Here is a 21,190-nt window from a genome sequence, read left to right on the forward strand (position 1 = left end):
TTGCTGGGTCCTGGAGGGCGTGCGGCACGCCACTCGAGGTGCGCCGCCTGCCTGCTGCGGCGCCTGTTTGCCAGGCGCCGATAGCTTGATATTTAGCAAGGGATGTGCCAGAACGCCAAGTGCTTGATTTGCAAGGGATGGGGCTGATTTACCTTGTCATGACGCAACAATACTGGCGCATATCGTCCACCCTTTTTGGCCGGGATGGACGAAAACGGCGGGCGGGGAAGGAGGGACGCCGGGGCCACGACATGGCGTGGCCCCGGCGCGTGTGCTGCATCAGCGATGCTTGCTGTAGCAGGCGCGGCTGGGACGCAGGCCCATGCGCACGAGGGAAACCAGGAAGCTGAAGCCTGCCTGGTTCGGATCGATCACCGGCACATAGGTGTGCAGCGCGTCTTCCAGCAGGACGGTGACGCGCGCGGCGACGCCGACAAAGCCGGTGCAGCCGAGCAGGATGGATTGGGCGCCGTCTTCCTGGACGGCCAGCATGGCGGCCTGGAAGGTTTTTTCCACCACCTTGTCCAGCTTGTCGAGGTCGCCGACGGGACAGTCGATGGAGCGGATGGAGGCGAAGCTGTCCTGCAAGCCGTAGGCTTGCATGTGGCCCTGCTGCATGGCGAGCGTGCTGGGCAGTATCGTCATGATCGACAGGCGCTGGCTCAGTGCCAGCGCGGTAAAGGCGGCGGGCGGAAAGCCGCCGAGGATGGGGATGTCGATCACTTCGCGCGCCGCCTCCACGCCGCACATGTCGAAGTCGCTGAGCCAGATGCCGTCATAGCCGTCGCGTTCGATTTCCCTGGCCAGTTGCACCACCGGATAGCCGTTTTGCAGCCAGTCGACGCGGTATTCGATGCAGTCGTGCCCGGTGGAGATATTGCGCACAGTCACCTCGACATCGGGCGGCATCACGGGGTCGATGGCGGCCAGCAGGCGCTGGTTGTAGGCGTCGGTGGCCACCGGCGCCACGATGCAGATGCGCAGCGCCTTCATGCGGCGCTCCCTGCCGCCGCGCCGGCATTGCCACTGAGCGGCACATACGGCCCCAGGTAGCCGATGGTGTCGAGCAGTTGCATGAAGCTGTCCAGTATCAGGCCGCCCCGTTCGCGCAGTACGGGATTGGCTTCCAGGCCCAGCAGCGTCACCTTGCGCTGCAGGAGAGCCGGGTTGAGGGAGCCGTCCGGCAGCAGCAAGTCGCCATTCGAATACACGGCCTGGCCATCGCCCTCGACCAGGTAGCTGATGGTGTCGGGCGCCATGCAGATGGGGCTGCTGCGGCTGCTGTCCCAGGCCAGCAGCGATTCGTTCTGGTACAGGATCGTGCATAGCCGCTCGCCGGCGCGGATGGTGATCTTGCCCAGGTCGAAGCCATTGCGCGATTCGACTTCGGCGGCGACGAATGTGCCCTGCGGAAACAGGGGCCGGGCGCGCATGTCGAATTGCAGCGCCAGATAGGTGACCAGTTCGTCCGCGCTGCGCAAGCGTCCTGCCTGCAGTTCGCGGCCCAGGCGCAGGGCACGTCCCAGGGTGCCGCGCACCGGCAGCGCCCGGGCCAGCTCCGCCGGCGCCATGATCCACATGGCCAGCCCGCCGAACTGCTTGAAGTCGGCTTGCGAGACGATGGGGCGCATCATCTGGTCAATGATCGTTGCCACGTCTTGCTGATGGGAATGGGCGCCGTTCACGCCCTGGCTGGGCTGGACGTCGAGTTCCACGCGCAGTCCGGCCTGGCTGACGAGGAAGGCCGGGCGCGGATTGATTTGCGCGGCCGCATAGGTCAGCTGGGGCAGCGAGGGAACGGCGCGGCCCGCGCCGTCGGCGTCGATCACCGCCAGCCCCAGATGGGCTGCGACCAGGCAGGCGACGAGAAACCCCAGCGCGCCGCTCTCCGGCGGCGCCAGGTAGGCCAAGGTGCGATTTTCCAGCGCCAGGCGCTCCCTGACGGCGATCACGGCATCGACGGGGCCCTGCGGAAAATGCGCGCCATTGATCGCCACGGGCGAACCCAGGTAAGCCACCATGACGGTATCGCCGTCGGTGGCTTCGTCGACGCTGACCACGCGGACCCGGGCGTCCGGATAATAATCGCCGGCGTGGAACTGGGCCAGCAGGCTGCGCGCGGAAGTGAGCGTGCCGCCGCCGCCACTGCCGAAGAAGCAAGCTCCCAGCAATAGCGATTCAAGGTCATCGTGGTTCAGCAGATAGCTCATGATGCGGGTCCTCAGGTTGGCATGGCATGGAAAAGGCTTGCGCCAGGGTGGCCTGCAACTGCAGCGCCTGGGCAAACCGGGGGAAAGCCGTGTCGCGTTCCACGCCGCGCAAGGCGCGCGTGAGGTGCTCCAGCGCTTCGGGCCGGCGTCCGCGCTGCAGCAGCAGTTGCGCCAGGCGGGTCGCCACCAGCAGGCTGCCGGCCGCCGCGCCCAGTGCCTTGGCGGTCGACAGCGCACTGCCCAGCTCGCGTTCCGCCTTGTCCAGGTCGCCCACCGCGATCCACGTCTGGGCGTGCATGTCGAGCAATTCGACCAGATAGGCCCGTTCGCCATGTTCCAGCGCCAGTTCGATGGCACCGTGCAGCAACTGCCGGGCTTGCGATGGCAAGCCTGCCGACAGCAGCAGTTCGCCCCGCTTCCAGGCCTGGAATGAATGGAAGAGCATGCCGCCTTCGCACAGCATGTAGTGCTGGTAGCCGTCGGCGATGCGCTGCTCGATTTGCACATGGGTGTTGCCCGGCGCCAATGCGCAGGCATGGAATATCTGGCCCACCCCCAGATAAAACTGGTAGCCATATTCGCTGGCGACGGTTTTCAGGTCCGCCGCCAGGTTCGCCAGCAGGGGCCAGTCTTCGAACATGCAGGCCAGCCATGCGGCGCCCTGCAGCGCGATGGCGCGATGGAAGGGGTGCGGGTTGTCGGCGGTGCCGCGCAATGTCAGTTGTTCCATGACCAGGCGCGCGCGCCGGAAGGCGCCGCTCTGGAAGCAGGACAGGCCTTCGAAGGTGGAGGACAGCGCGGCGATGTCCAGGCCCTGTCCCCCGGTTTCGGCCAGTACCGCGCCGCAGAGCAGGTGTCCGCGCTCCAGGCAGGCCAGCGTCTCGCGGTAGTCGCCGAGCCAGAACAGCGTGTTGGCCAGGGCCAGGTGGGCCTGCGACAGCAAGTCCGTGTCGCCTATCGCCTGCGCCCGCTGCAGCATGTCCTGTGCCGTGGCCCGGGCCTCCGCCAGGTCCAGCGCCATCAGCTGCGTGCTCCAGATGCCGAAGCGCAGGGCGGTGATTTCCACCTCGTCGCCCAGCGCCGCCGCCTCCTGCAATGCCTGCCGATAGCAGGTCAGCGCTTCGGCGCTTTGCCATCCGCTGATGCCGCGGTGCGAGATGGCCAGCCAGCGGTGCAGGTCGCAGCTCAGGCGGCGTGCCGTGCAGGGGTGCGCATCGGCGGCCAGCAGCGTGAGGCCGCGGCGCAACACTTCGATGGCTTCCTTGAAGCGGGCCGCCTCGATCAGTGCGCGCCCCTCCAGCAGGCAGACGCGGGCGAAATTGCTGCGCTCCTCGTCGCCGTGCAGGCGGCGTTCGATGACCTTGCGGTTGATGCCCAGGTGGCGGGCTGCGATCGTCTTGTTGCCATCGGCAAGGCGCATCGCATAGTCGATCAGCAATTGTTGCGCGGCAGCCAGCTTGTCATCGCCGTCCAGCCGCATCAGCGCTTCCGCCAGCAGCGTGCGATCGGCGTCCTCCGGCTTGCCCGCCGACAGGAAGGTTTCCAGGCTGTGCGCATCGATCAACGGTGATTCGGCCAGTATCGACAGCCGTTCGATCAGGTTGCGCAGTTCGCGGATATGGCCGGGCCAGGCTTGCCGGCACAGGCGTTCCATGGCGGTGGCGGTAAAGCGGATGGGCCGCTTTTGCTGACCGGCAAAGTGCGCGGCGAGGGCGGCGACGTCGCCACGGCGCTGGTCCAGGCCCGGCACGTCGAGTTTCAGTACCGCCAGGCGGTAGTACAGGTCAGCGCGAAAACGGCCCGCTTGCACCATCGCGGCCAGGTCGCAATGGGTGGCGGCCACGATGCGGCCGTTGAACGGCTGGGTATCGCCGCCGCCCAGCGGCCGGAAACTGCGCGATTCGAGCACGCGCAGCAGCTTGCTTTGCACGCCCAGCGGCAGTTCGCCTATTTCATCGAGAAACAGCGTGCCTTGTCCCGCCTGGGCGAAAAAACCGGCGCGGCTGCTGAGTGCGCCCGTAAATGCCCCTTTGGTATGGCCAAACAGTTCCGCATCGATCAAGTGTTCCGGCAGGGCGCCACAGTTGAGATCGACAAAGGGCGCGCCGGGATCGCCGCTTTGCCGGTGCACGAGCTGGGCGATGATTTCCTTGCCGGAGCCCGTGGGGCCGCTGATGAGCACCGTGCAGCGGGTCGGTGCCACCGCGTCGACCATGCGCAGCAGGCGCTGGAATATCGGGGAGCTGCCGATGATGTTCAGCCCGCCCCCGGTGCTACCGCGGTGCATGGGGGCCTGCACAGGGGCAATGGCACCCGTCCCGGGAAGTATGGCATGCGGCTGCCTGCCATGCTGTTGCAGCATAGACCTGTCGGACATGGTCGTCTCGCTCCGATGAAGGCGCTTCTATCGTGCAGGGCAGTGATTGTGATGGATGGACGGCCCCGTTGCCTGTTGACGCGCACCGTTGCTCCATTCATGCATCAGGAATCGCGCGTTCCGATTATGGGCGCTAATAAAACGGGGGATAGTCGCCAATTGTCACAATAAAAAGATATTCATCGCTTGCATCTTGCAAGCTGGCAGCCCGCCGTCACTCACTGCGCTGCAGGCGGGGCATCCTTCAATTGCGCCAGATGTTGCTCAATGGCAAAGACATGCGGATCGCTCTTGCCCAGTTCGCGCAGGGCGCTGGCCAGGTGCAGCAGGTACTCGCTGTTCGGACCGCTGGGGCCGTTTGATCGGGCGATCTGGCGCGCGATATCGAGTTCCGTGGCGGCACCGAGGAAGGCGGCGTTTTCCTCGTTGGCGATGTACACCAGGCCTTCGGCCTTGCTGCCATCGTCGAAGGTGATGTCGGTGGCCAGGCGCAGGTAGCCGTTTTTTTCGCGGTGGTCGAGGTGGGCGAAGACTTCGGGCGTGATCAGATACGCCATGCCGTCGCACACGGCGCCCGCCTGCGGCACGATGGTGGCGACCCGGCCCGGCGCCATCGGCGTGCCCCGGTGGTCGTGCGAACCTTGCCAGAAGCGCCGCGTCCAGCCTGCGATGCTGGCGGGGCGACGTTCGATATAGGGGAAGTCCGCCTTGTAGATCAGCGAGCCATAGCCGAACAGCCACACCTGCTCATGGCCGTCGAATTTGTTCATGCGCTGGTTGATGGCGATGGTGGCGGCGTCGGTGGGCGACAGGGCGTGCTGGTCAGGCTGGGTCATGGTGCAAGCGGATAAGGGGCGATGCGCCATTATAAAGGGGCGTCGGCGAGGCCGCCGGCCGGCGGGGTGTCGCGGGCGGCCGGGCCGCCCGCTCCCACGTTCCACTCGTGCGTCTCGACAAAGCGGAACAGGAAGGCCATGAAGCTTTCGGCGGCCGGCGACAGCGAACGCCCCGTCTTCGTGTAGACGAAAAAGCGCCGCGTCAGTTCCGGCTCGTGCAGGGTGCGCATGTGCAATTTGTAGAGTTTGACCATCGGCTCCGCGTACGGCAGGCAGACCGTGATGCCGAGGTTGGCGCTGACCATGGCCAGCGCCGTCGTCATGAAGGTCACTTCGTTATAGGGATTGAGCGACAGTTCGCGGAACGCGCCGTGCATGTCGCGCAGCAGGCGTTCCGTAAATTGCCCCTGCAGCGAGATGAACGGATAGTCGCCCACGTCGGCCCAGGTGACGCGCTCTTTCTGCTGCAGCGGATGCTGCTCGGGGAAGACCAGTACGAAGGGCATCTCGAACAGCACTTGCGCGGCGATTTCCGCCGTCGGATCGCGCTCGGGGCCGATGCCGAAATCGACTTCGCCGCTGAAGACGCGCGCCGACACGTTTTCCACGGGGCAGTCGACCAGGCGCAGCTGCACATCCGGGTGCGCCTGGCGGTAGGCGGCGATCACTTCCGGCAGCAGGGTGCAGGCCATCATCTGCGGCGCGGCGATGCGCACCAGGCCCGTCTTCAGGGCCTTGCGCTGGGCGATGCCGGCCATGGCGCCGTCGAGGTCCTCGATCATCTTTTCAAACAGCGGATACAGTTCGCGGCCGATTTCCGACAGCTGCGTCTTGCGCGTGCTGCGCTCGACCACGCGCACGCCCAGCACGCTTTCCAGTTCCTTGATCAAGCCGCTCAAGGCGGACTGCGTCACGTGCAGGTATTCGGCGGCCAGGGTAAAACTGCCGGTCTTGGCCAGCGCCACGAAGGCGCGCATCTGTCGCAGGCTGGGACTCATAAGATAATCCGATAAATCGATGGTTAAAAATTGTTTGTATGATAGCTGTAACTCGATTCTAATGGTGAAAAGCTGAAAAACCCGCCATCCATCGGAGACAGACATTATGAAGATCAAGCAAATCCACCACGTCGCCTACCGCTGCATCGACGCGAAGAAAACCGTCGAGTGGTACGTCAAGCATTTGAACATGAATTTCGTCCTCGCCATCGCCGAAGACCTGGTGCCGTCGACCAAGGCGCCGGACCCGTACATGCACGTCTTCCTCGACGCGGGCCAGGGCAATGTGCTGGCCTTTTTTGAACTGCCGACGCAGCCGCCGATGGACCGCGACCGCAATACCCCGGCCTGGGTGCAGCACCTGGCGCTGGAAGTGGGCAGCATGGAAGAACTGCTGGCCGCCAAGGAGCGCCTGGTAGCCGCCGGCATCGAGGTGCTGGGCCCGGTGAACCACGCCATCTTCCAGTCGATCTATTTCTTCGACCCCAACGGCCACCGCCTGGAACTGGCGGCCAACGTGGGCACGCCCGAGATGATGGCCAAACTGGACGCCGTCAAATGGGAAATGCTGGAAGAATGGTCGCAGACGCGCCGCGCGCCGAAGCACGCCGCCTGGATGCACGCGCCGGCCGAAGCCTGAGCGCCGCCCACGGCATCCATCTGAACACTACGCCTCAAAAGGAACACACTCCATGAAACTCGCAACCCTGAAAAACGGCAGCCGCGACGGCGCCCTGATCCTCGTCAGCCGCGACCTGCGCCAGTACCAGCGCGTGGCCGCCATCGCTCCCACCCTGCAGGCGGCGCTCGACAACTGGGACGCTGTGGCGCCCAAGCTCGAAACCGCCTACGCGGCCTTGAACGCGGGCCAGGCGCCGGACGCGCAGCCGTTTGATGCCAATCTGTGCCACTCGCCGCTGCCGCGCGCCTACCAGTGGGCCGACGGTTCGGCCTACATCAACCACGTGGAACTGGTGCGCAAGGCGCGCAACGCGGAAGTGCCGGCCTCGTTCTACACGGACCCGCTGATGTACCAGGGCGGCTCGGACAGCTTTATCGGCCCGCGCGACCCCATCTTCGCCCTTTCGGAAGAGTGGGGCATCGACCTGGAAGCGGAAGTGGCGGTGATCACGGGCGATGTGGCCATGGGCGCCGGCGCGGCCGACGCGGCGAAAGCGATCCGCCTGGTGATGCTGGTCAACGATGTCTCCTTGCGCAACCTGATCCCGGGCGAACTGGCCAAGGGTTTCGGTTTCTTCCAGTCGAAGGCGGCCAGCGCGTTTTCGCCCGTCGCCGTCACGCCCGATGAACTGGGTGCCGACTGGGCGGACAGCAAGCTGCACCTGCCGCTGCTGGTGGACTTGAACGACAAACCGTTCGGCAAACCGAATGCGGGCGAAGACATGACCTTCAATTTTGCGCAGCTCGTCGCCCATGCGGCGAAGACGCGCGAACTGGGCGCCGGCAGCATCGTCGGCTCCGGCACCGTGTCGAACAAGCAGGGCAACCTGTTCGGCTCCAGCATCGAAAACGGCGGCGTCGGTTACTGCTGCCTGGCCGAAGTGCGCATGTATGAAACCATCGAACACGGCGCGCCGAAGACGGCTTACCTGCAGTTCGGCGACACGGTGCGCATCGAGATGCGCGACGCGGCGGGCGCCAGCATCTTCGGCAGCATCGAGCAAACCGTGGCCCTGTACGCCGGCCGCGCCTGAGGGGAGGGCGCCCCATGAAGCTGTACACCTATTTCCGCAGTTCGGCCGCCTACCGCGTGCGCATTGCCTTGAATTTGAAGGGTATCGCCTACGACAGCATCCCCGTGCACCTGCTGCAGGACGGCGGCCAGCAGCTGCTGCCGGCCTACCGCGCCGTCAACCCGTCGGCCCTGGTGCCGGCGCTCGACGACGAGGGCGCCATCCTGACGCAGTCGCTGGCCATGCTCGAATACCTAGATGAAACGCGGCCAGCCGTGCCGCTGCTGCCGGCGGATGCGCTGGGACGCGCCCGCGTGCGCGCGCTGGCGCTGGCGATTGCCTGCGACGCCCATCCGTTGACGAATCTGCGCGTCCTGAAATACCTGAAAAACACCCTGGGGCTGTCGGACGAGGCCAAGCAGGAATGGTACCGCCACTGGATGGCCGAGGGACTGGCGGCCGTGGAAGCGCTGCTGGCGCAGGGCGATCCGGCCGGAGTTGGCCTGTTCTGTCATGGCGACAGCCCGACGATGGCCGACTGCTGCCTGGTGCCGCAGGTATTCAATGCCCAGCGCTTCGCCATCGACCTGGCGCCGTACCCGCGCGTGGCGCGCATCCACGCGCATTGCGCCGGCTTGCCGGCCTTTGCCGTCGCCCATCCGTCGCAGCAGCCTGACGCCGAGTAAGTTTGAGCCGCATCAAACGTAAGCCGCCCCGGCCAGCATGCAGGCCGGGGCTTTTTTATGCGGAATTGATTTTGTGCAGTCAATGCCTGCTTGCCGGTAGGCTACAATTTGCGTTTGCCCAAATATTTTACTGACGCGCCATGACCGCAACAACCGTTCCTGCCAGCATCACCGATGCCCTGTCCCTGGCGCACGCTTCCTGGCGTCCCGTCCTGCTGCGCGGCTTGCACGCCGTGATGGCGGCCGATCCCGCCTATTTGCCGGCGCTGGCCGCCGACGATTACCTGCCCACGCAGGGCCGGCTGTTCGCCGCCTTTGCCCTGCCGCTGGCGCGGGTGCGCTACGTGCTGGTGGGCGAGGGGCCGTATCCGCGTGCCGACAGCGCCACGGGCGTGTGCTTCATGGATGGCGCCGTCGGCAGCCTGTGGTCGGCCACGGGCCTGTCGAAACCCGTCAACCGCGCCACCTCCTTGCGCAACTTCATGAAGATGCTGCTGGTGGCCGATGGCCAGCTGCAGGCTGGCGACACCTCGGGCGTCGCCATGGCGCCCGTGGCCGCCGCCGCGCTGCAAGCCGGCAGCGGCGTCATCCAGACCCTGCCCGACTTGCAGCGCAAGATGACGGAGCAGGGCTTCTTGTTGCTCAACGCGGCGCTGGTATTCCGTTCCCACGTGCCGCCCGTGCAGGATGCGCGCGGCTGGCTGCCCTTCCTGCAGGTGGTGCTGGAAGCGCTGGCGCAGCAGGGCGGGGCGGCCTTGCCGCAACTGGTGCTGTGGGGCAAGATTGCCGAGCTCATCAAACGCTTGCCGGTGGCCGCAGCCTTGCCGCAGGTGACGGCGGAACATCCGTATAATCTGTCCTTTATCGGCAACAGCGACATGCAGGCCCTGTTTGGGCCGATGCAACTGTTGCGTGCTTGAGCTTGAATCATCGCCTGTCTGGCGGAAGTGCGGGGAATATGCAAATCAGTAACGTGGAAGAATTGAAGGCGTGGATCGCGGCGGGCGGCGAGCCCGACTATCTGTATTTCTGGGGCCACACGCCGGCGCAGCCGCAGGTGCCCGACAAAAGCTGCTTCAGCCAGTGGTTTCCGTCGCCGTTCAGCCTCGCTGGCGTGACGTATGCCACGGCCGAGCACTACATGATGGCGCAAAAGGCGGCCCTGTTCGGCGACACGGCCGTGCAGGCGCGCATCGTGGCGGCCGCCCGGCCGTCGGAAGTGAAGAAGCTGGGGCGCGAAGTGGCCAATTTTGACGCCAGGGCGTGGGAGGCGGCGCGCGCGGGCATCGTCTTCGATGGCAACTTCGCCAAGTTCTCGCAAAAAGCCGCGCTGCGCAAGTTCTTGCTGGGTACGGGCGAGCGCGTCATCGTCGAAGCCAGTCCCGTCGACCGCATCTGGGGCGTGGGCCTGGCGTCGGACAATCCGCGCATCGGCGATCCGGCCCGCTGGGACGGCTTGAACCTGCTGGGGTTTGAGTTAATGAAAGTACGTAGCGCTCTGCGTGCCTGAGCAGTATTGTTGTTTTCCTGATGCCGCCGCGCCTGGCGCGGCCGGCCATGCCCCTGCCAGCCCTGTGGTCATCGAGGGGCGCTCTGACAAACCCCGCCGAATTTGTTATACTTGACTAAATCATTCAACTACTCAGGGTTTGAGGAGTTGAAAAACCGCAATATTTTAAACCAGTTGACCAGAGGATGTATGCGTCTGACTACAAAAGGCCGTTTTGCCGTGACAGCGATGATCGATCTTGCCCTGCGCCAGGGCAAGGGACCGGTCACCTTGTCCGGCATCAGCCAGCGCCAGTCGATTTCCCTGTCCTACCTGGAGCAGCTGTTCGGCAAGCTGCGCCGGCATGAGATCGTCGAATCGATCCGCGGCCCGGGCGGCGGCTACAGCCTGGCGCGCCGTGCCGACAAGGTGACGGTGGCCGACATCATCATCGCCGTCGACGAGCCGCTCGATGCCACGCAGTGCGGCGGCAAGGAGCATTGCCACGGCGCCGACGCGGCCACGGGCGCGCGCTGCATGACGCATGAATTGTGGTCCACGCTCAACGAAAAAATGGTCGATTATCTGGATTCTGTGTCCTTGCAGGACCTGGTCGACCAGCAGAGACAAAAGATTGCCGAACAAAGCGTGATGGTGATGCACCGTAACCACGCCGCCCTCGGTTGAACATAACAAAATACCAAGTTGCTGATTGCAGGAGTTATTGATGAACGCCCCAGAAAAAAACGTAGGCCAAGTGCACTTTGAAACCGCACCGCATTTCCCGATCTACATGGATTACTCGGCCACCACGCCGATCGATCCACGCGTCGCCGACAAGATGATTCCCTACCTGCGCGAGCAGTTCGGCAATCCGGCATCGCGCAGCCACATGTACGGCTGGACGGCGGAAAAAGCCGTGGAAGAGGCACGCGGCCACGTGGCGGCCCTGGTGAACGCCGATCCGCGCGAAATCATCTGGACGTCCGGCGCGACGGAAAGCAACAACCTGGCCATCAAGGGCGCGGCGCAGTTCTACAAGACCAAGGGCAAGCACATCATCACCGTCAAGACCGAGCATAAATCGGTGCTCGATACGGTGCGCGAACTGGAACGCATCGGCTTCGAGGCGACCTACCTGGAACCGCAGGACAACGGCCTGATCACCGTCGAGCAGCTGGCCGCGGCCGTGCGCCCGGACACCATCCTCGTGTCGGTGATGCTGGTGAACAATGAAATCGGCGTGATCCAGCCTATCGACGAGATCGGCGTGTTCTGCCGCTCGAAAGGCATCATCTTCCATTGCGACGCCGCGCAAGCGACGGGCAAGGTCGTCATCGACCTGCAAAAGACCAAGGTCGACCTGATGACCTTCACGGCACATAAAACCTACGGCCCGAAAGGCGTGGGCGCCCTGTACGTCTGCCGCAAGCCGCGCGTGCGCCTGGAAGCGCAGATGCACGGCGGCGGCCATGAGCGCGGCCTGCGCTCGGGCACCCTGCCGACGCACCAGATCGTGGGCATGGGCGAGAGCTTCCGCATCGCCAAGGAAGAGATGGACAGCGAAATCGGCCGCATCAAGGCCTTGCGCGACCGCCTGGCCAAGGGCCTGCAGGAGATCGAAGAAGTCTACATCAACGGCGACATGGACCACCGCGTGCCGCACAACCTGAACGTCAGCTTCAACTACGTCGAAGGCGAGTCGCTGATCATGGCGATCAAGGATATCGCCGTGTCGTCCGGTTCGGCCTGCACCTCGGCCAGCCTGGAGCCATCGTACGTGCTGCGCGCCCTGGGCCGCAGCGACGAACTGGCGCACAGCTCGATCCGCTTCACCATCGGCCGCTTCTCGACCGAGGAAGACATCGACTTCGCCGTGAACCTGCTGAAATCGAAAGTACACAAGCTGCGCGAACTGTCGCCGCTGTGGGACATGTTCAAGGAAGGGATCGATATTAACTCCATCCAATGGGCAGCCCACTAAAAGCACCTGTTAAACCTACTGCGCGTCGCGATTTGCGGCCTGCGATGCTCACTGTGCTACAGCACAGTTCCGCTTCTCGGCCACAACTCACTGCCGCTCGCTACGGTTTTCCAGGCACTTGAAGATAAATTGGCCTCGTGAATGGGGCCGGCAAGAATATTAAAGGAGCATCAAAATGGCTTACTCGGACAAAGTACTCGATCACTACGAAAACCCGCGCAACGTGGGCGCTTTCGACAAGGGTGATGAAACCATCGGCACCGGCATGGTGGGCGCGCCCGCCTGCGGCGACGTGATGAAACTGCAGATCAAGGTCGGCGCCGATGGCCTGATCGAAGACGCGAAATTCAAGACCTATGGCTGCGGTTCGGCCATCGCGTCGAGCTCGCTGGTAACGGAATGGGTCAAAGGTAAAACCCTGGACCAGGCGCTGGCCATCAAGAACACGCAGATCGCCGAAGAACTGGCCCTGCCGCCAGTGAAGATCCACTGCTCCATCCTGGCGGAAGACGCCATCAAGGCGGCGGTATTGGATTATCAAACGCGTCACCCTGCAGCAGCTTAATCGTTGGTAGCCCGCCCCAGCCGCAAGGCCGGGGCAGTTACGGAGAAATACATGATCACACTGACCGAAAAAGCGGCGAAACACATCAACCGTTATATCGAACGGCGCGGCAAGGGCATGGGCCTGCGCTTCGGCGTGCGCACCACGGGCTGCTCGGGCCTGGCCTACAAGCTCGAATATGTCGATGAGGCGGCGGCCGAAGACAGCGTCTTCGAATCGCACGGCGTGAAAGTCTTCGTCGACCCGAAAAGCTTGCCTTACATCGACGGCACGGAACTCGATTTCGCGCGCGAAGGCTTGAACGAAGGCTTCAAGTTCCACAATCCGAACGAAAAAGACGCCTGCGGCTGCGGCGAGTCCTTCAGGATTTAAACAGCTGGCAAGACCCCGGTCGGTGCGCTGTACCCATCGATTGCGGTACAGCGACCACTGACAATTATGCAAAACCACTTCGAATTATTCCAGTTGCCGGCGCAGTTCGGGCTCGACATGAGCGCGCTGGACGCGGCTTATCGCGACGTGCAGGGCAAGGTCCACCCGGACCGTTTCATCAACGCCAGCAGCGCCGAGAAGCGCGTGGCGATGCAATGGGCCACGCGCGCCAATGAAGCCTACCAAACCCTGAAAAGCCCCCAAAAGCGCGCGCAATACCTGTGCGAACTCAATGGCGTCGATCTGCAGACGGAATCGAACACGGCCATGCCCGTCAGCTTCCTGATGCAGCAGATGGAATGGCGCGAGGAACTGGGCGATGCCCGCGCGGGCAAGGATGCCGACGCGCTCGACGCCCTGGACCGTCAGCTGCGCGCCGAACGCAAGGCCTTGCTGGCCCAGGTGGCCGCCCAGCTCGACGCCGCCGACTACGTGAATGCGGCGCAAAGCGTGCGCGCCCTGATGTTCCTCGACAAATTCGGCGAGGAAGTCCGTTTTGCCTATGAGGCCATCGAGGCTTGACCCGGCGATCGCTTGACCGGCGTGCCAAGCGCCAGTCCGGCCCCCGTCTTATAATGCGCACCAGGCATCAGCTGCATCACGCAAAAAATTAATCGAGGCACGAATACAATGGCACTTCTGCAAATTTCCGAACCAGGCATGTCGACCGCGCCGCACCAGCACCGCCTGGCTGTCGGCATCGACCTTGGCACCACCAATTCCCTGGTCGCGACCGTGCGCAACAGCATTCCCGAGGTGCTCAACGACGAAGAAGGGCACTCCCTGCTGCCGTCCGTCGTGCGCTACCTGCCGAACGGCCACGCCAACATCGGCTACAAGGCCCTGTCCGCGCAAACGACCGACCCGAAGAACACCATCGTGTCCGTGAAACGCTTCATGGGCCGCGGCCTGGCCGACATCGCCTACGCGGAAAACCTGCCGTACGACTTCCAGGATACGCCTGGCATGGTGCAGCTGAAAACCGTGGCCGGCGTGAAAAGCCCCGTCGAAGTGTCGGCGCAAATCCTCGCTACCTTGCGCCAGCGTGCGGAAGACTCGCTCGGCGACGACCTGGTGGGCGCCGTGATCACCGTGCCCGCCTACTTTGACGATGCGCAGCGCCAGGCGACGAAAGATGCGGCGCAATTGGCCGGCATCAATGTCTTGCGCCTGCTGAGCGAGCCGACGGCCGCCGCCATCGCGTATGGCCTCGACAACGCCTCCGAAGGCGTGTACGCCGTGTACGACCTGGGCGGCGGCACTTTCGACATCTCGATCCTGAAGCTGAGCAAGGGTGTGTTTGAGGTGCTGTCCACGGGCGGCGACTCGGCCCTGGGCGGCGACGATTTCGACCGCCGCCTGTTCTGCTGGATCAGCGAGCAGGCCAAGCTGGCGCCGCTGTCCGACGAAGACACGGCCATCCTGATGGTGAAAGCGCGCGAAATCAAGGAAACGCTGTCGACCAAGCCGGAAACGATGATCGACGCGGCCCTGAACTCGGGCGAAGAAATCCACCTGCGCATCACGGCCGCGGACTTTGCCGCCATGACGCAGCACCTGGTGGCCAAGACCATGAATGCCATCAAGAAAGCCCTGCGCGACGCGAACGTGGATGCGGATGACGTCGACGGCGTGGTGATGGTGGGCGGCGCCACGCGCATGCCGCACGTGCAGCGCGCCGTCAGCGAATTCTTCCACACGACGCCGCACGCGAATATCGACCCCGATAAAGTGGTGGCGCTGGGCGCGGCCATCCAGGCGAACTTGCTGGCCGGCAACCGTGCCGCCGGCGACGACTGGCTGTTGCTGGACGTGATCCCGCTGTCGCTCGGTATCGAAACCATGGGCGGTCTGGTGGAAAAGATCATTCCGCGCAATTCGACGATACCGTGCGCGCGCGCCCAGGAATTCACGACTTTTAAAGATGGCCAGACGGCCCTGGCCGTGCACGTGCTGCAGGGCGAGCGCGAACTGGTCAGCGATTGCCGCTCGCTGGCGCGCTTTGAATTGCGCGGCATTCCGCCGATGGTGGCGGGCGCGGCGCGCATCCGCATCACGTACCAGGTCGATGCGGATGGCTTGCTGTCCGTCTCGGCGCGCGAACTGCGCTCGGGCGTGGAAGCGTCGATCAGCGTCAAGCCGGCCTACGGCCTGGGCGACGACGACATCGCCCGCATGCTGCAGGATTCCTACACCTCGGCCGACACCGACATGGTGGCGCGCGCGCTGCGCGAAGAGCAGGTGGAAGCGGAACGCATCCTGCTGGCCACGCAGTCGGCGCTGGACGAGGACGGCGGCTTGCTGGACGACGCCGAGCGCGTGGCTGTCGATGGCTTGATGCAGAAGGTGCGCGATGCCATTGCGCAATCGCAAAGCGGCGCCATCGACCACCAGGCCTTGAAGCTGGCGATCGAAGCACTGGCCGACGGCACCGAGGATTTCGCCTCGCGCCGCATGGACCGCAGCGTGCGCACGGCATTGACCGGCAAAACGCTGGACCAGGTCGTATAAAACCAATTGAACAGCGTGCCGCCGATATGGCGGCCGCGCTCCGAATGACAGACTGAAAGAAGAAACCATGCCACAAATCGTTATCCTGCCGCACGCCAAGCTTTGCCCGGACGGCGCCGTCATCGAAGCACCAAGCGGCAAGTCCATTTGCGACATCCTGCTGGAAAACGACATCGACATCGAGCACGCCTGCGAAAAATCGTGCGCCTGCACCACCTGCCACGTGCTGGTGCGCGAAGGCATCGAATCCTTGAACGAAGCGACGGAACTGGAAGAAGACATGCTGGACAAGGCCTGGGGCCTGGAAGCCGTGTCGCGCCTGTCGTGCCAGTCCATCGTGGCCGAGGGCGACCTCGTCGTCGAAATCCCGAAATACACGATCAACCAGGTCAGCGAAGGCAGTCACTAAGATGAAATGGTCCGACATCAACGCGATCGCCGAGGCTTTGTTCGACGCGCATCCGGACATCGATCCGCTGACCGTGCGTTTCACCGACCTGCACAACTGGGTGGTGGAGCTGGACGGCTTCGACGATGACCACACGCGCGGCGGCGAAAAAGTGCTCGAAGCGATACAGATGGCGTGGATCGATGAAGCGCGCTAAGGGCGCGGCACCCGCCGCCACCGCAGCCGTTGCGCCGAAAGACATCATCACGGCCGCCAGCAACATGCCCGAGATCAAGGATGGCCAGTCGGTCGCCTTGCTGCAGGAATTGCACATCCTGACGCGCGACGGCAAGATGAACCAGGACAGCCGCCGCAAGCTCAAGCAGGTGTACCACCTGACGCAGTTCATCGAGCCGTTGCTGCGCGAAGTGCAGTTGGACCACCCCGGCGTGTCGCTGGTCGACCACGGCGCCGGCAAGTCGTATCTGGGTTTCATCCTGTACGATCTGTTCTTCAAGAACGGCAACGACGGTTCGCACATCTACGGCATCGAGACGCGCGAAGAGCTGGTGCAGCGCTCGCAAGAGCTGGCGAAGAAATTCAAGTTCCCCGGCATGTCGTTTTTACCGCTGTCCGTGGCCGAATCGACGGAGTCGAACCTGCTGCCGCAGCAGATCGACATCGTCACAGCCTTGCATGCGTGCAACACGGCCACCGATGACGCCATCCACTTCGCCCTGAAGAAAAAGGCGAAGTTCATGGTGCTGGTGCCGTGCTGCCAGGCCGAAGTCGCTTCCGTATTGAAGAAGAACAAGGGCAAGAGTCTGGGCAAGAACGTCTTGACGGAATTGTGGCGCCACCCGCTGCACACGCGCGAGTTCGGCAGCCAGATCACCAACGTGCTGCGCTGTCTGCAGCTGGAAGCCCATGGCTACCAGGTCAGCGTGACGGAACTGGTGGGCTGGGAGCATTCGATGAAGAATGAACTGATCATCGCCAGCTACAAAAACCTGCCGCGCCAGCGCCCGACGGAGCGCCTGCAGGAAGTGCTGCAAACGCTGGGCCTGGAAGAGATGGGCCACCGTTTCTTTGCCGAGGAATTGGCCAAGGCGCAAGCCTGATTGTTGGCTTACGCGGCAAGCCGCTAAGCCAACCTACCAAATCAGTCACGGCCGCGCAGCCCGGGTAGGTCGGGTAGGTCGGATTAGCGCAGCGTAATCCGACAATCAGCAGCGTAATCCGACAATCACCAGCCTAATCCGACAATCACCAGCGCAATCAGCAAAAAGGGGGAGGAGCGGGTCGGTTACAATACCGGCTTTCTCCTCCTCTTGCTTTTTGCGCCTCCCCATGACCACACCTATTGAAATGCCCACCGTCCGTCTGGCCAAGCGCCTGTCCGAAGACGTGCCCTGCTCACGCCGCGAGGCCGAGCTGTATATCGAGGGCGGCTGGGTGACGGTCGATGGCGTGCTGGTGGAAGAGTCGGGCGCGCGCGTGGCGGACAACCAGACCGTGGTGCTGTTGCCGAACGCCACCCTGGAAGAAATGCCGCCCGTGACGATCCTGCTGCATAAGCCGGCCGGCATCAATGGCGGTATCGGCAGCGAAGGCAAGCCGGCCTTGAGCTGTTTGCGTCCCGAAGAGATTTTTACGCCGGAGAACGTGGCGCCCAGCTCCATCACGCGCTTCCTCAAGCGCCATCTGATCGGCCTGACGATCACCAATCCGCTCGACACCATGGCGTCCGGCCTGCTGGTGTTCACGCAGGATTTCCGCGTGGCCCGCAAGCTGGTCGACGAGGCGAAAACGGTGGAGCAGGAATTCATCGTGGAAGTGTCGGGCACTATCGCTGAAAACGGCCTGGCGCTGCTCAATCACGGCTTGCCCTTTAATGGCAAGCCTTTGCCGCCGATCAAGGTCAGCTGGCAGAACGAGACGCGCCTGCGCTTCGCCCTGAAAAACGTGCAGCCGGGCCAGATCGCCCACATGTGCAAGATGGTGGGACTGGACGTCGTCGCCATGAAGCGCTTGCGCATCGGCCGCATCCCGATGGGCGCCATGCCGTCAGGTCAGTGGCGCTATCTGCAGGGTTACGAGAGGTTCTAAAGCTGCGGTGCCACGATGGCGTGGCTTTCCGCAAAGCTTTTCCATAGCCGTTCGGCAATATTCAAGGCGATGGTATCGGCCTTTTCCTGCAGGGCCGGGTTGCCCATGCTCTCGGTCGTGGCGAAGAACAGGGTCAGCCAGCGGCGGAACATGCACGGCGTCAGGTTTTCCATATTCGCGTGCTGGGCCAGCGGCTTGCCGTGGTAGCGCATGGTGCCGCGCAGCAAGCCTGACCAGAAATCGACCAATGTTGCCAGATGGGCGTCCCAATCCTTGACCTCGGCGGCAAAGATGGGACCCAGCATGGCGTCTTCGCGCGCGGCCGCATAAAAGGTGTGGACGAGGTGCTTGACGTCGTCTTCGCTGCAGACTTCCTCGCGGTAGGGAGCGAAACGTGTGTGGGGGAGGGGGGCGGTATTATTCATGGCACGCCATGATCGCAGAGCCCCCGTAGCGCTTCAATGACGCAGGTCAAGCCGCATAAAAACTCAGGCGGCGACTTTCTTCGACTTTTTCGCGGGGGCCGGCAATTGCACGATCTGCGTGCCCGCCAGCTTGTCGTGCAGGAATTGCCCGTTGCCGGTGAACAGGGCCGTGGCCGACCAGGCCAGGATGCCCACGCCGATGGCGCCCAGCGCTGCCCAGTGCTGCAGGTCGAAGGCATATGCCGCCACGAGCGCTGGCAGCAGCCACATCCATGACAGGATGTAGCGGTAGGCAGCCACGCGCAGCGGCACGTGGGCGTGGCCCGGCAGCACGACTTTCAGGCGCCACGTCTTCATGGCCAGGGTTTGCCCTTCGCGGCTCCATTGGTGGATGAAATACGCGCCCATGACGAGGAAGGCCAGGCATTGGCGCATGTGTTCCGTCAGGGGCGTATGCGCGCCCTGCACGGCCAGTTCAAACAGCAGGAAGGGCAAAAACAGCACGGCCAGGGCCAGCAGCGACTCGTACACCATGGAAATCAGGCGGCGCTTGATCGTGGGATGGGAAGTGATGCTGGCGGCGGGCGTGCTATTTGACATTGGTCGGCAGTGGGGCAGGCGTAACAGGTGGCGTGACGGGCACGGCGGCGGGGGCCGTGGCAGGATCCGTGAGCGGCACGGCCGCCGCTGGCGCAGCGGCTGGCGGCAGGACGGGCGCGGCGGCAGGCGCTGCCGGCGTGGCGGGCGGCACGATCACGGGCGGCTTGCTCGTGGTCGAATTGATCGCTGGCACCTTGCCCAGCGGTTTTTTCGGCACGAGTTCCGTCGCCAGCTTTTTCTTTTGATCTTCCGGCAATTGCTGGTATTGCTCCCATTGCGCGGTTTTTTGACCCGGATCAATCTTCTTCGTGCGCGTGTAGTTTTCGCGCACGAGGCGGCGCTGTTCCGGCGTCAGCTTGATCCATTCGCGCATGCGTTCATGCACGCGGATTTGCTCGTCCGCCGTCATCGAGGCAAAACGGCTGGCGATATCGAGCCATTTCTGCTTGCGCAGCGGTTCCAGCTTGTTCCATTCGCCCGCCAGCGGCTGCAGGGCTTCCTGCTGCGCGCGCGACAGCTTGTTCCACGATGGATTCTCGCTGGCCTTGGGCGGCGTGCCGCCCTTGCCGGCTGTGCGGGGCGAACCGGGCTTGACGGTTGAGGCCGGCGCCGGCGCCACCACGGGCGCTGCCGCCACGGGAGGCGCGGCGGGCGCGGGATGTTGCTGCGCGCCTACCCAGGCGGCGCCCGCCAAGGCGCAGGCGCCCAGGCCGATGCCGCCGGCCAGCCAGCCTTTGCGTACGCTCGTGCCTGCCATTTATTGCTCGCGTTTCGTCAGGTAGGCGTTGAAGCCATGGTCCATGTACGCAGACAGCGGCAATTCGTCCGACAGAACGGCGGCATCGATTTCTGCCAGTTCGGCAATATGTTGTTCCTGCTCAAACTGATAGATGCCCACCAGGCCGCCGACGAGCAGCAGCAGGGGGATGATGACGCTCATGCGGCCCAGCCACGACAGCGGCTCGACGAACAGGCTGCTGGCGACGCCGGCGAACACGTTCTGGCGCACGGCAACGGCGGCGGGCGCGTCCGCCTTCTTGCGCGACAGGGCCAGCTTGCGTGCCGCTGCCAGGCGATCGGTGGTCGATGCGGGCAGGTCGTCGAGTTTTTCGTTCAGTGCATGGCGCACTTTGTAAGCGAAATTGAGATCGTCGGTGTTCATAATTTAATTCCCTTGGCTTTCAGCGATTCGGCGAGCGTGTGGGTAGCTCTAGAGCAATGTGTTTTCACGCTACCTTCGGAGCAACCCATCGCTTCCGCTGTTTCAGCCACATCCATGTCCTGCCAATAACGCATGAGGAAGGCTTCGCGTTGACGTGAGGGCAGTTTTTGTACCTCTGCATCAATCAAATCAAGGATTTGCGCGCGTTCGACCTGGTCGGCCGACGATTCGGCGGCGCTGGAGCCCTGTTCCGATTCATAGGTGTCAAGTATATCAAAATCTTCATGTTCGTCGCCCGAGGGCTTCATGCCGGAAAACAGGCTGACCCAGGTGTTGCGAACTTTTTCACGGCGGAAATAATCAAGGATGGTGTTCTGCAAGATGCGCTGGAACAGCATCGGCAGCTCGGCGGCCGGCTTGTCGCCGTATTTCTCGGCCAGCTTGATCATGGCGTCCTGCACGATGTCGAGGGCCGATTCTTCCTTGCGGACCGCGTAGGCGGCCTGCTTGAAAGCGCGCCGCTCGACATTTTCTAGAAAGTCGGATAATTCTTTGTCTGTTGCCATGCGGTATGGGGATCTTAGCGGCTGCGGGATGCGGTGGGCGAAATGGGGGCGGGTATGCTTTTTGCAACCCCGTGCATGCTAGCAAAAAATGTGCGTTTCCGCAGGGTTTTTGCACGTTGTGCGAGCAAAAATGCAGCGAGGCCGACATTTTCCTTGAC

General features: G+C 63.5%; 25 protein-coding genes. 15 read left to right on the plus strand and 10 right to left on the minus strand.

What is annotated here, in order from left to right; genetic code table 11:
• Nucleotides 1-279 precede the first annotated feature (279 nt).
• The 5 genes from OX462_RS08520 to OX462_RS08540 all read right to left on the minus strand — a co-directional run bounded on the left by OX462_RS08520 (nucleotide 280) and on the right by OX462_RS08540 (nucleotide 6,421).
• A complete protein-coding gene (locus OX462_RS08520; protein ID WP_099410991.1) occupies nucleotides 280-993 on the minus strand; it encodes an aspartate/glutamate racemase family protein in 714 nt (237 codons plus the stop codon).
• Nucleotides 990-2,210, minus strand: a complete 1,221-nt coding sequence (locus OX462_RS08525; RefSeq protein ID WP_099410990.1) for a DUF917 domain-containing protein — start codon at nucleotides 2,208-2,210, stop codon at nucleotides 990-992. Before OX462_RS08525 ends, OX462_RS08520 begins: the two co-directional genes overlap by 4 nt.
• Entirely contained in the window at nucleotides 2,185-4,497 is a 2,313-nt protein-coding gene (locus OX462_RS08530; RefSeq protein ID WP_409028184.1) for a sigma 54-interacting transcriptional regulator, read from the minus strand. Before OX462_RS08530 ends, OX462_RS08525 begins: the two co-directional genes overlap by 26 nt.
• 308 nt (nucleotides 4,498-4,805) lie before the next feature.
• Complete coding sequence (locus OX462_RS08535; protein WP_409028185.1) at nucleotides 4,806-5,423, minus strand: gamma-glutamylcyclotransferase; 618 nt, start codon at nucleotides 5,421-5,423, stop codon at nucleotides 4,806-4,808.
• 29 nt (nucleotides 5,424-5,452) lie between these two features.
• Entirely contained in the window at nucleotides 5,453-6,421 is a 969-nt protein-coding gene (locus OX462_RS08540) for a LysR family transcriptional regulator (protein WP_409028186.1), read from the minus strand.
• Between the two features lie 106 nt (nucleotides 6,422-6,527).
• On the opposite strand from OX462_RS08540, the gene OX462_RS08545 reads away from it, so the two are divergent.
• The 15 genes from OX462_RS08545 to OX462_RS08615 all read left to right on the plus strand — a co-directional run bounded on the left by OX462_RS08545 (nucleotide 6,528) and on the right by OX462_RS08615 (nucleotide 18,279).
• On the plus strand, nucleotides 6,528-7,061 hold the full coding sequence (locus OX462_RS08545) for a VOC family protein (protein ID WP_070224143.1): 534 nt from the start codon (nucleotides 6,528-6,530) through the stop codon (nucleotides 7,059-7,061).
• A gap of 52 nt (nucleotides 7,062-7,113) precedes the next feature.
• Nucleotides 7,114-8,136: a fumarylacetoacetate hydrolase family protein gene (locus OX462_RS08550; protein ID WP_121670085.1), complete on the plus strand. Its 1,023-nt coding sequence runs from the start codon at nucleotides 7,114-7,116 to the stop codon at nucleotides 8,134-8,136.
• A 14-nt stretch (nucleotides 8,137-8,150) separates the two neighbouring features.
• Complete coding sequence (gene maiA / locus OX462_RS08555) at nucleotides 8,151-8,801, plus strand: maleylacetoacetate isomerase (RefSeq protein ID WP_121670084.1); 651 nt, start codon at nucleotides 8,151-8,153, stop codon at nucleotides 8,799-8,801.
• Nucleotides 8,802-8,941: 140 nt separating this feature from the next.
• Entirely contained in the window at nucleotides 8,942-9,721 is a 780-nt protein-coding gene (locus OX462_RS08560; protein ID WP_121670083.1) for a uracil-DNA glycosylase family protein, read from the plus strand.
• Between the two features lie 38 nt (nucleotides 9,722-9,759).
• Entirely contained in the window at nucleotides 9,760-10,311 is a 552-nt protein-coding gene (locus OX462_RS08565; RefSeq protein ID WP_070224139.1) for a riboflavin biosynthesis intermediates N-glycosidase, read from the plus strand.
• A 189-nt stretch (nucleotides 10,312-10,500) separates the two neighbouring features.
• Nucleotides 10,501-10,977: a Fe-S cluster assembly transcriptional regulator IscR gene (gene iscR / locus OX462_RS08570; RefSeq protein WP_034779566.1), complete on the plus strand. Its 477-nt coding sequence runs from the start codon at nucleotides 10,501-10,503 to the stop codon at nucleotides 10,975-10,977.
• Nucleotides 10,978-11,017: 40 nt separating this feature from the next.
• Nucleotides 11,018-12,274 (plus strand): IscS subfamily cysteine desulfurase, encoded by a 1,257-nt coding sequence (locus OX462_RS08575; protein ID WP_070288779.1) that lies wholly within the window; start codon nucleotides 11,018-11,020, stop codon nucleotides 12,272-12,274.
• A 175-nt stretch (nucleotides 12,275-12,449) separates the two neighbouring features.
• Nucleotides 12,450-12,839: a Fe-S cluster assembly scaffold IscU gene (gene iscU / locus OX462_RS08580; RefSeq protein ID WP_034779562.1), complete on the plus strand. Its 390-nt coding sequence runs from the start codon at nucleotides 12,450-12,452 to the stop codon at nucleotides 12,837-12,839.
• Between the two features lie 51 nt (nucleotides 12,840-12,890).
• Nucleotides 12,891-13,211 carry an iron-sulfur cluster assembly protein IscA gene (gene iscA / locus OX462_RS08585; protein WP_034750079.1) on the plus strand — a complete coding sequence of 107 codons (321 nt, stop codon included), beginning with the start codon at nucleotides 12,891-12,893 and terminating at the stop codon, nucleotides 13,209-13,211.
• 66 nt (nucleotides 13,212-13,277) lie between these two features.
• Nucleotides 13,278-13,793: a Fe-S protein assembly co-chaperone HscB gene (hscB, locus tag OX462_RS08590; RefSeq protein ID WP_070311295.1), complete on the plus strand. Its 516-nt coding sequence runs from the start codon at nucleotides 13,278-13,280 to the stop codon at nucleotides 13,791-13,793.
• 108 nt (nucleotides 13,794-13,901) lie between these two features.
• Entirely contained in the window at nucleotides 13,902-15,782 is a 1,881-nt protein-coding gene (gene hscA / locus OX462_RS08595; protein ID WP_326458472.1) for a Fe-S protein assembly chaperone HscA, read from the plus strand.
• 67 nt (nucleotides 15,783-15,849) lie between these two features.
• Nucleotides 15,850-16,191, plus strand: coding sequence for an ISC system 2Fe-2S type ferredoxin (fdx, locus tag OX462_RS08600; RefSeq protein WP_409028187.1), 342 nt, complete (start codon nucleotides 15,850-15,852; stop codon nucleotides 16,189-16,191).
• A 1-nt stretch (nucleotide 16,192) separates the two neighbouring features.
• The gene (gene iscX, locus OX462_RS08605; protein ID WP_409028188.1) at nucleotides 16,193-16,387 is read left to right on the plus strand and encodes a Fe-S cluster assembly protein IscX; all 195 of its coding nucleotides are present in this window, start codon (nucleotides 16,193-16,195) and stop codon (nucleotides 16,385-16,387) included.
• Complete coding sequence (locus OX462_RS08610; protein ID WP_070288775.1) at nucleotides 16,374-17,291, plus strand: class I SAM-dependent methyltransferase; 918 nt, start codon at nucleotides 16,374-16,376, stop codon at nucleotides 17,289-17,291. The genes iscX and OX462_RS08610 overlap by 14 nt, the downstream gene beginning before the upstream one ends.
• A gap of 229 nt (nucleotides 17,292-17,520) precedes the next feature.
• A complete protein-coding gene (locus OX462_RS08615) occupies nucleotides 17,521-18,279 on the plus strand; it encodes an rRNA pseudouridine synthase (RefSeq protein WP_409028189.1) in 759 nt (252 codons plus the stop codon).
• Here OX462_RS08615 and OX462_RS08620 read toward each other — a convergent pair.
• The 5 genes from OX462_RS08620 to OX462_RS08640 form a co-directional block, all read right to left on the minus strand.
• On the minus strand, nucleotides 18,276-18,704 hold the full coding sequence (locus OX462_RS08620) for a group III truncated hemoglobin (protein ID WP_409028190.1): 429 nt from the start codon (nucleotides 18,702-18,704) through the stop codon (nucleotides 18,276-18,278). The genes OX462_RS08615 and OX462_RS08620 overlap by 4 nt on opposite strands.
• 63 nt (nucleotides 18,705-18,767) lie before the next feature.
• The gene (locus OX462_RS08625; RefSeq protein ID WP_409028191.1) at nucleotides 18,768-19,304 is read right to left on the minus strand and encodes an RDD family protein; all 537 of its coding nucleotides are present in this window, start codon (nucleotides 19,302-19,304) and stop codon (nucleotides 18,768-18,770) included.
• On the minus strand, nucleotides 19,294-20,061 hold the full coding sequence (locus OX462_RS08630) for a DUF3106 domain-containing protein (RefSeq protein ID WP_409028192.1): 768 nt from the start codon (nucleotides 20,059-20,061) through the stop codon (nucleotides 19,294-19,296). The genes OX462_RS08625 and OX462_RS08630 overlap by 11 nt, the downstream gene beginning before the upstream one ends.
• Complete coding sequence (locus OX462_RS08635; RefSeq protein ID WP_230505109.1) at nucleotides 20,062-20,466, minus strand: DUF3619 family protein; 405 nt, start codon at nucleotides 20,464-20,466, stop codon at nucleotides 20,062-20,064. It lies immediately after the preceding gene.
• Nucleotides 20,463-21,032 carry an RNA polymerase sigma factor gene (locus OX462_RS08640; RefSeq protein ID WP_034779551.1) on the minus strand — a complete coding sequence of 190 codons (570 nt, stop codon included), beginning with the start codon at nucleotides 21,030-21,032 and terminating at the stop codon, nucleotides 20,463-20,465. Before OX462_RS08640 ends, OX462_RS08635 begins: the two co-directional genes overlap by 4 nt.
• Between the last annotated feature and the right edge of the window lie 158 nt (nucleotides 21,033-21,190).

Source organism: Janthinobacterium aestuarii, from assembly GCF_046113285.1.
GTDB lineage: Bacteria > Pseudomonadota > Gammaproteobacteria > Burkholderiales > Burkholderiaceae_D > Janthinobacterium.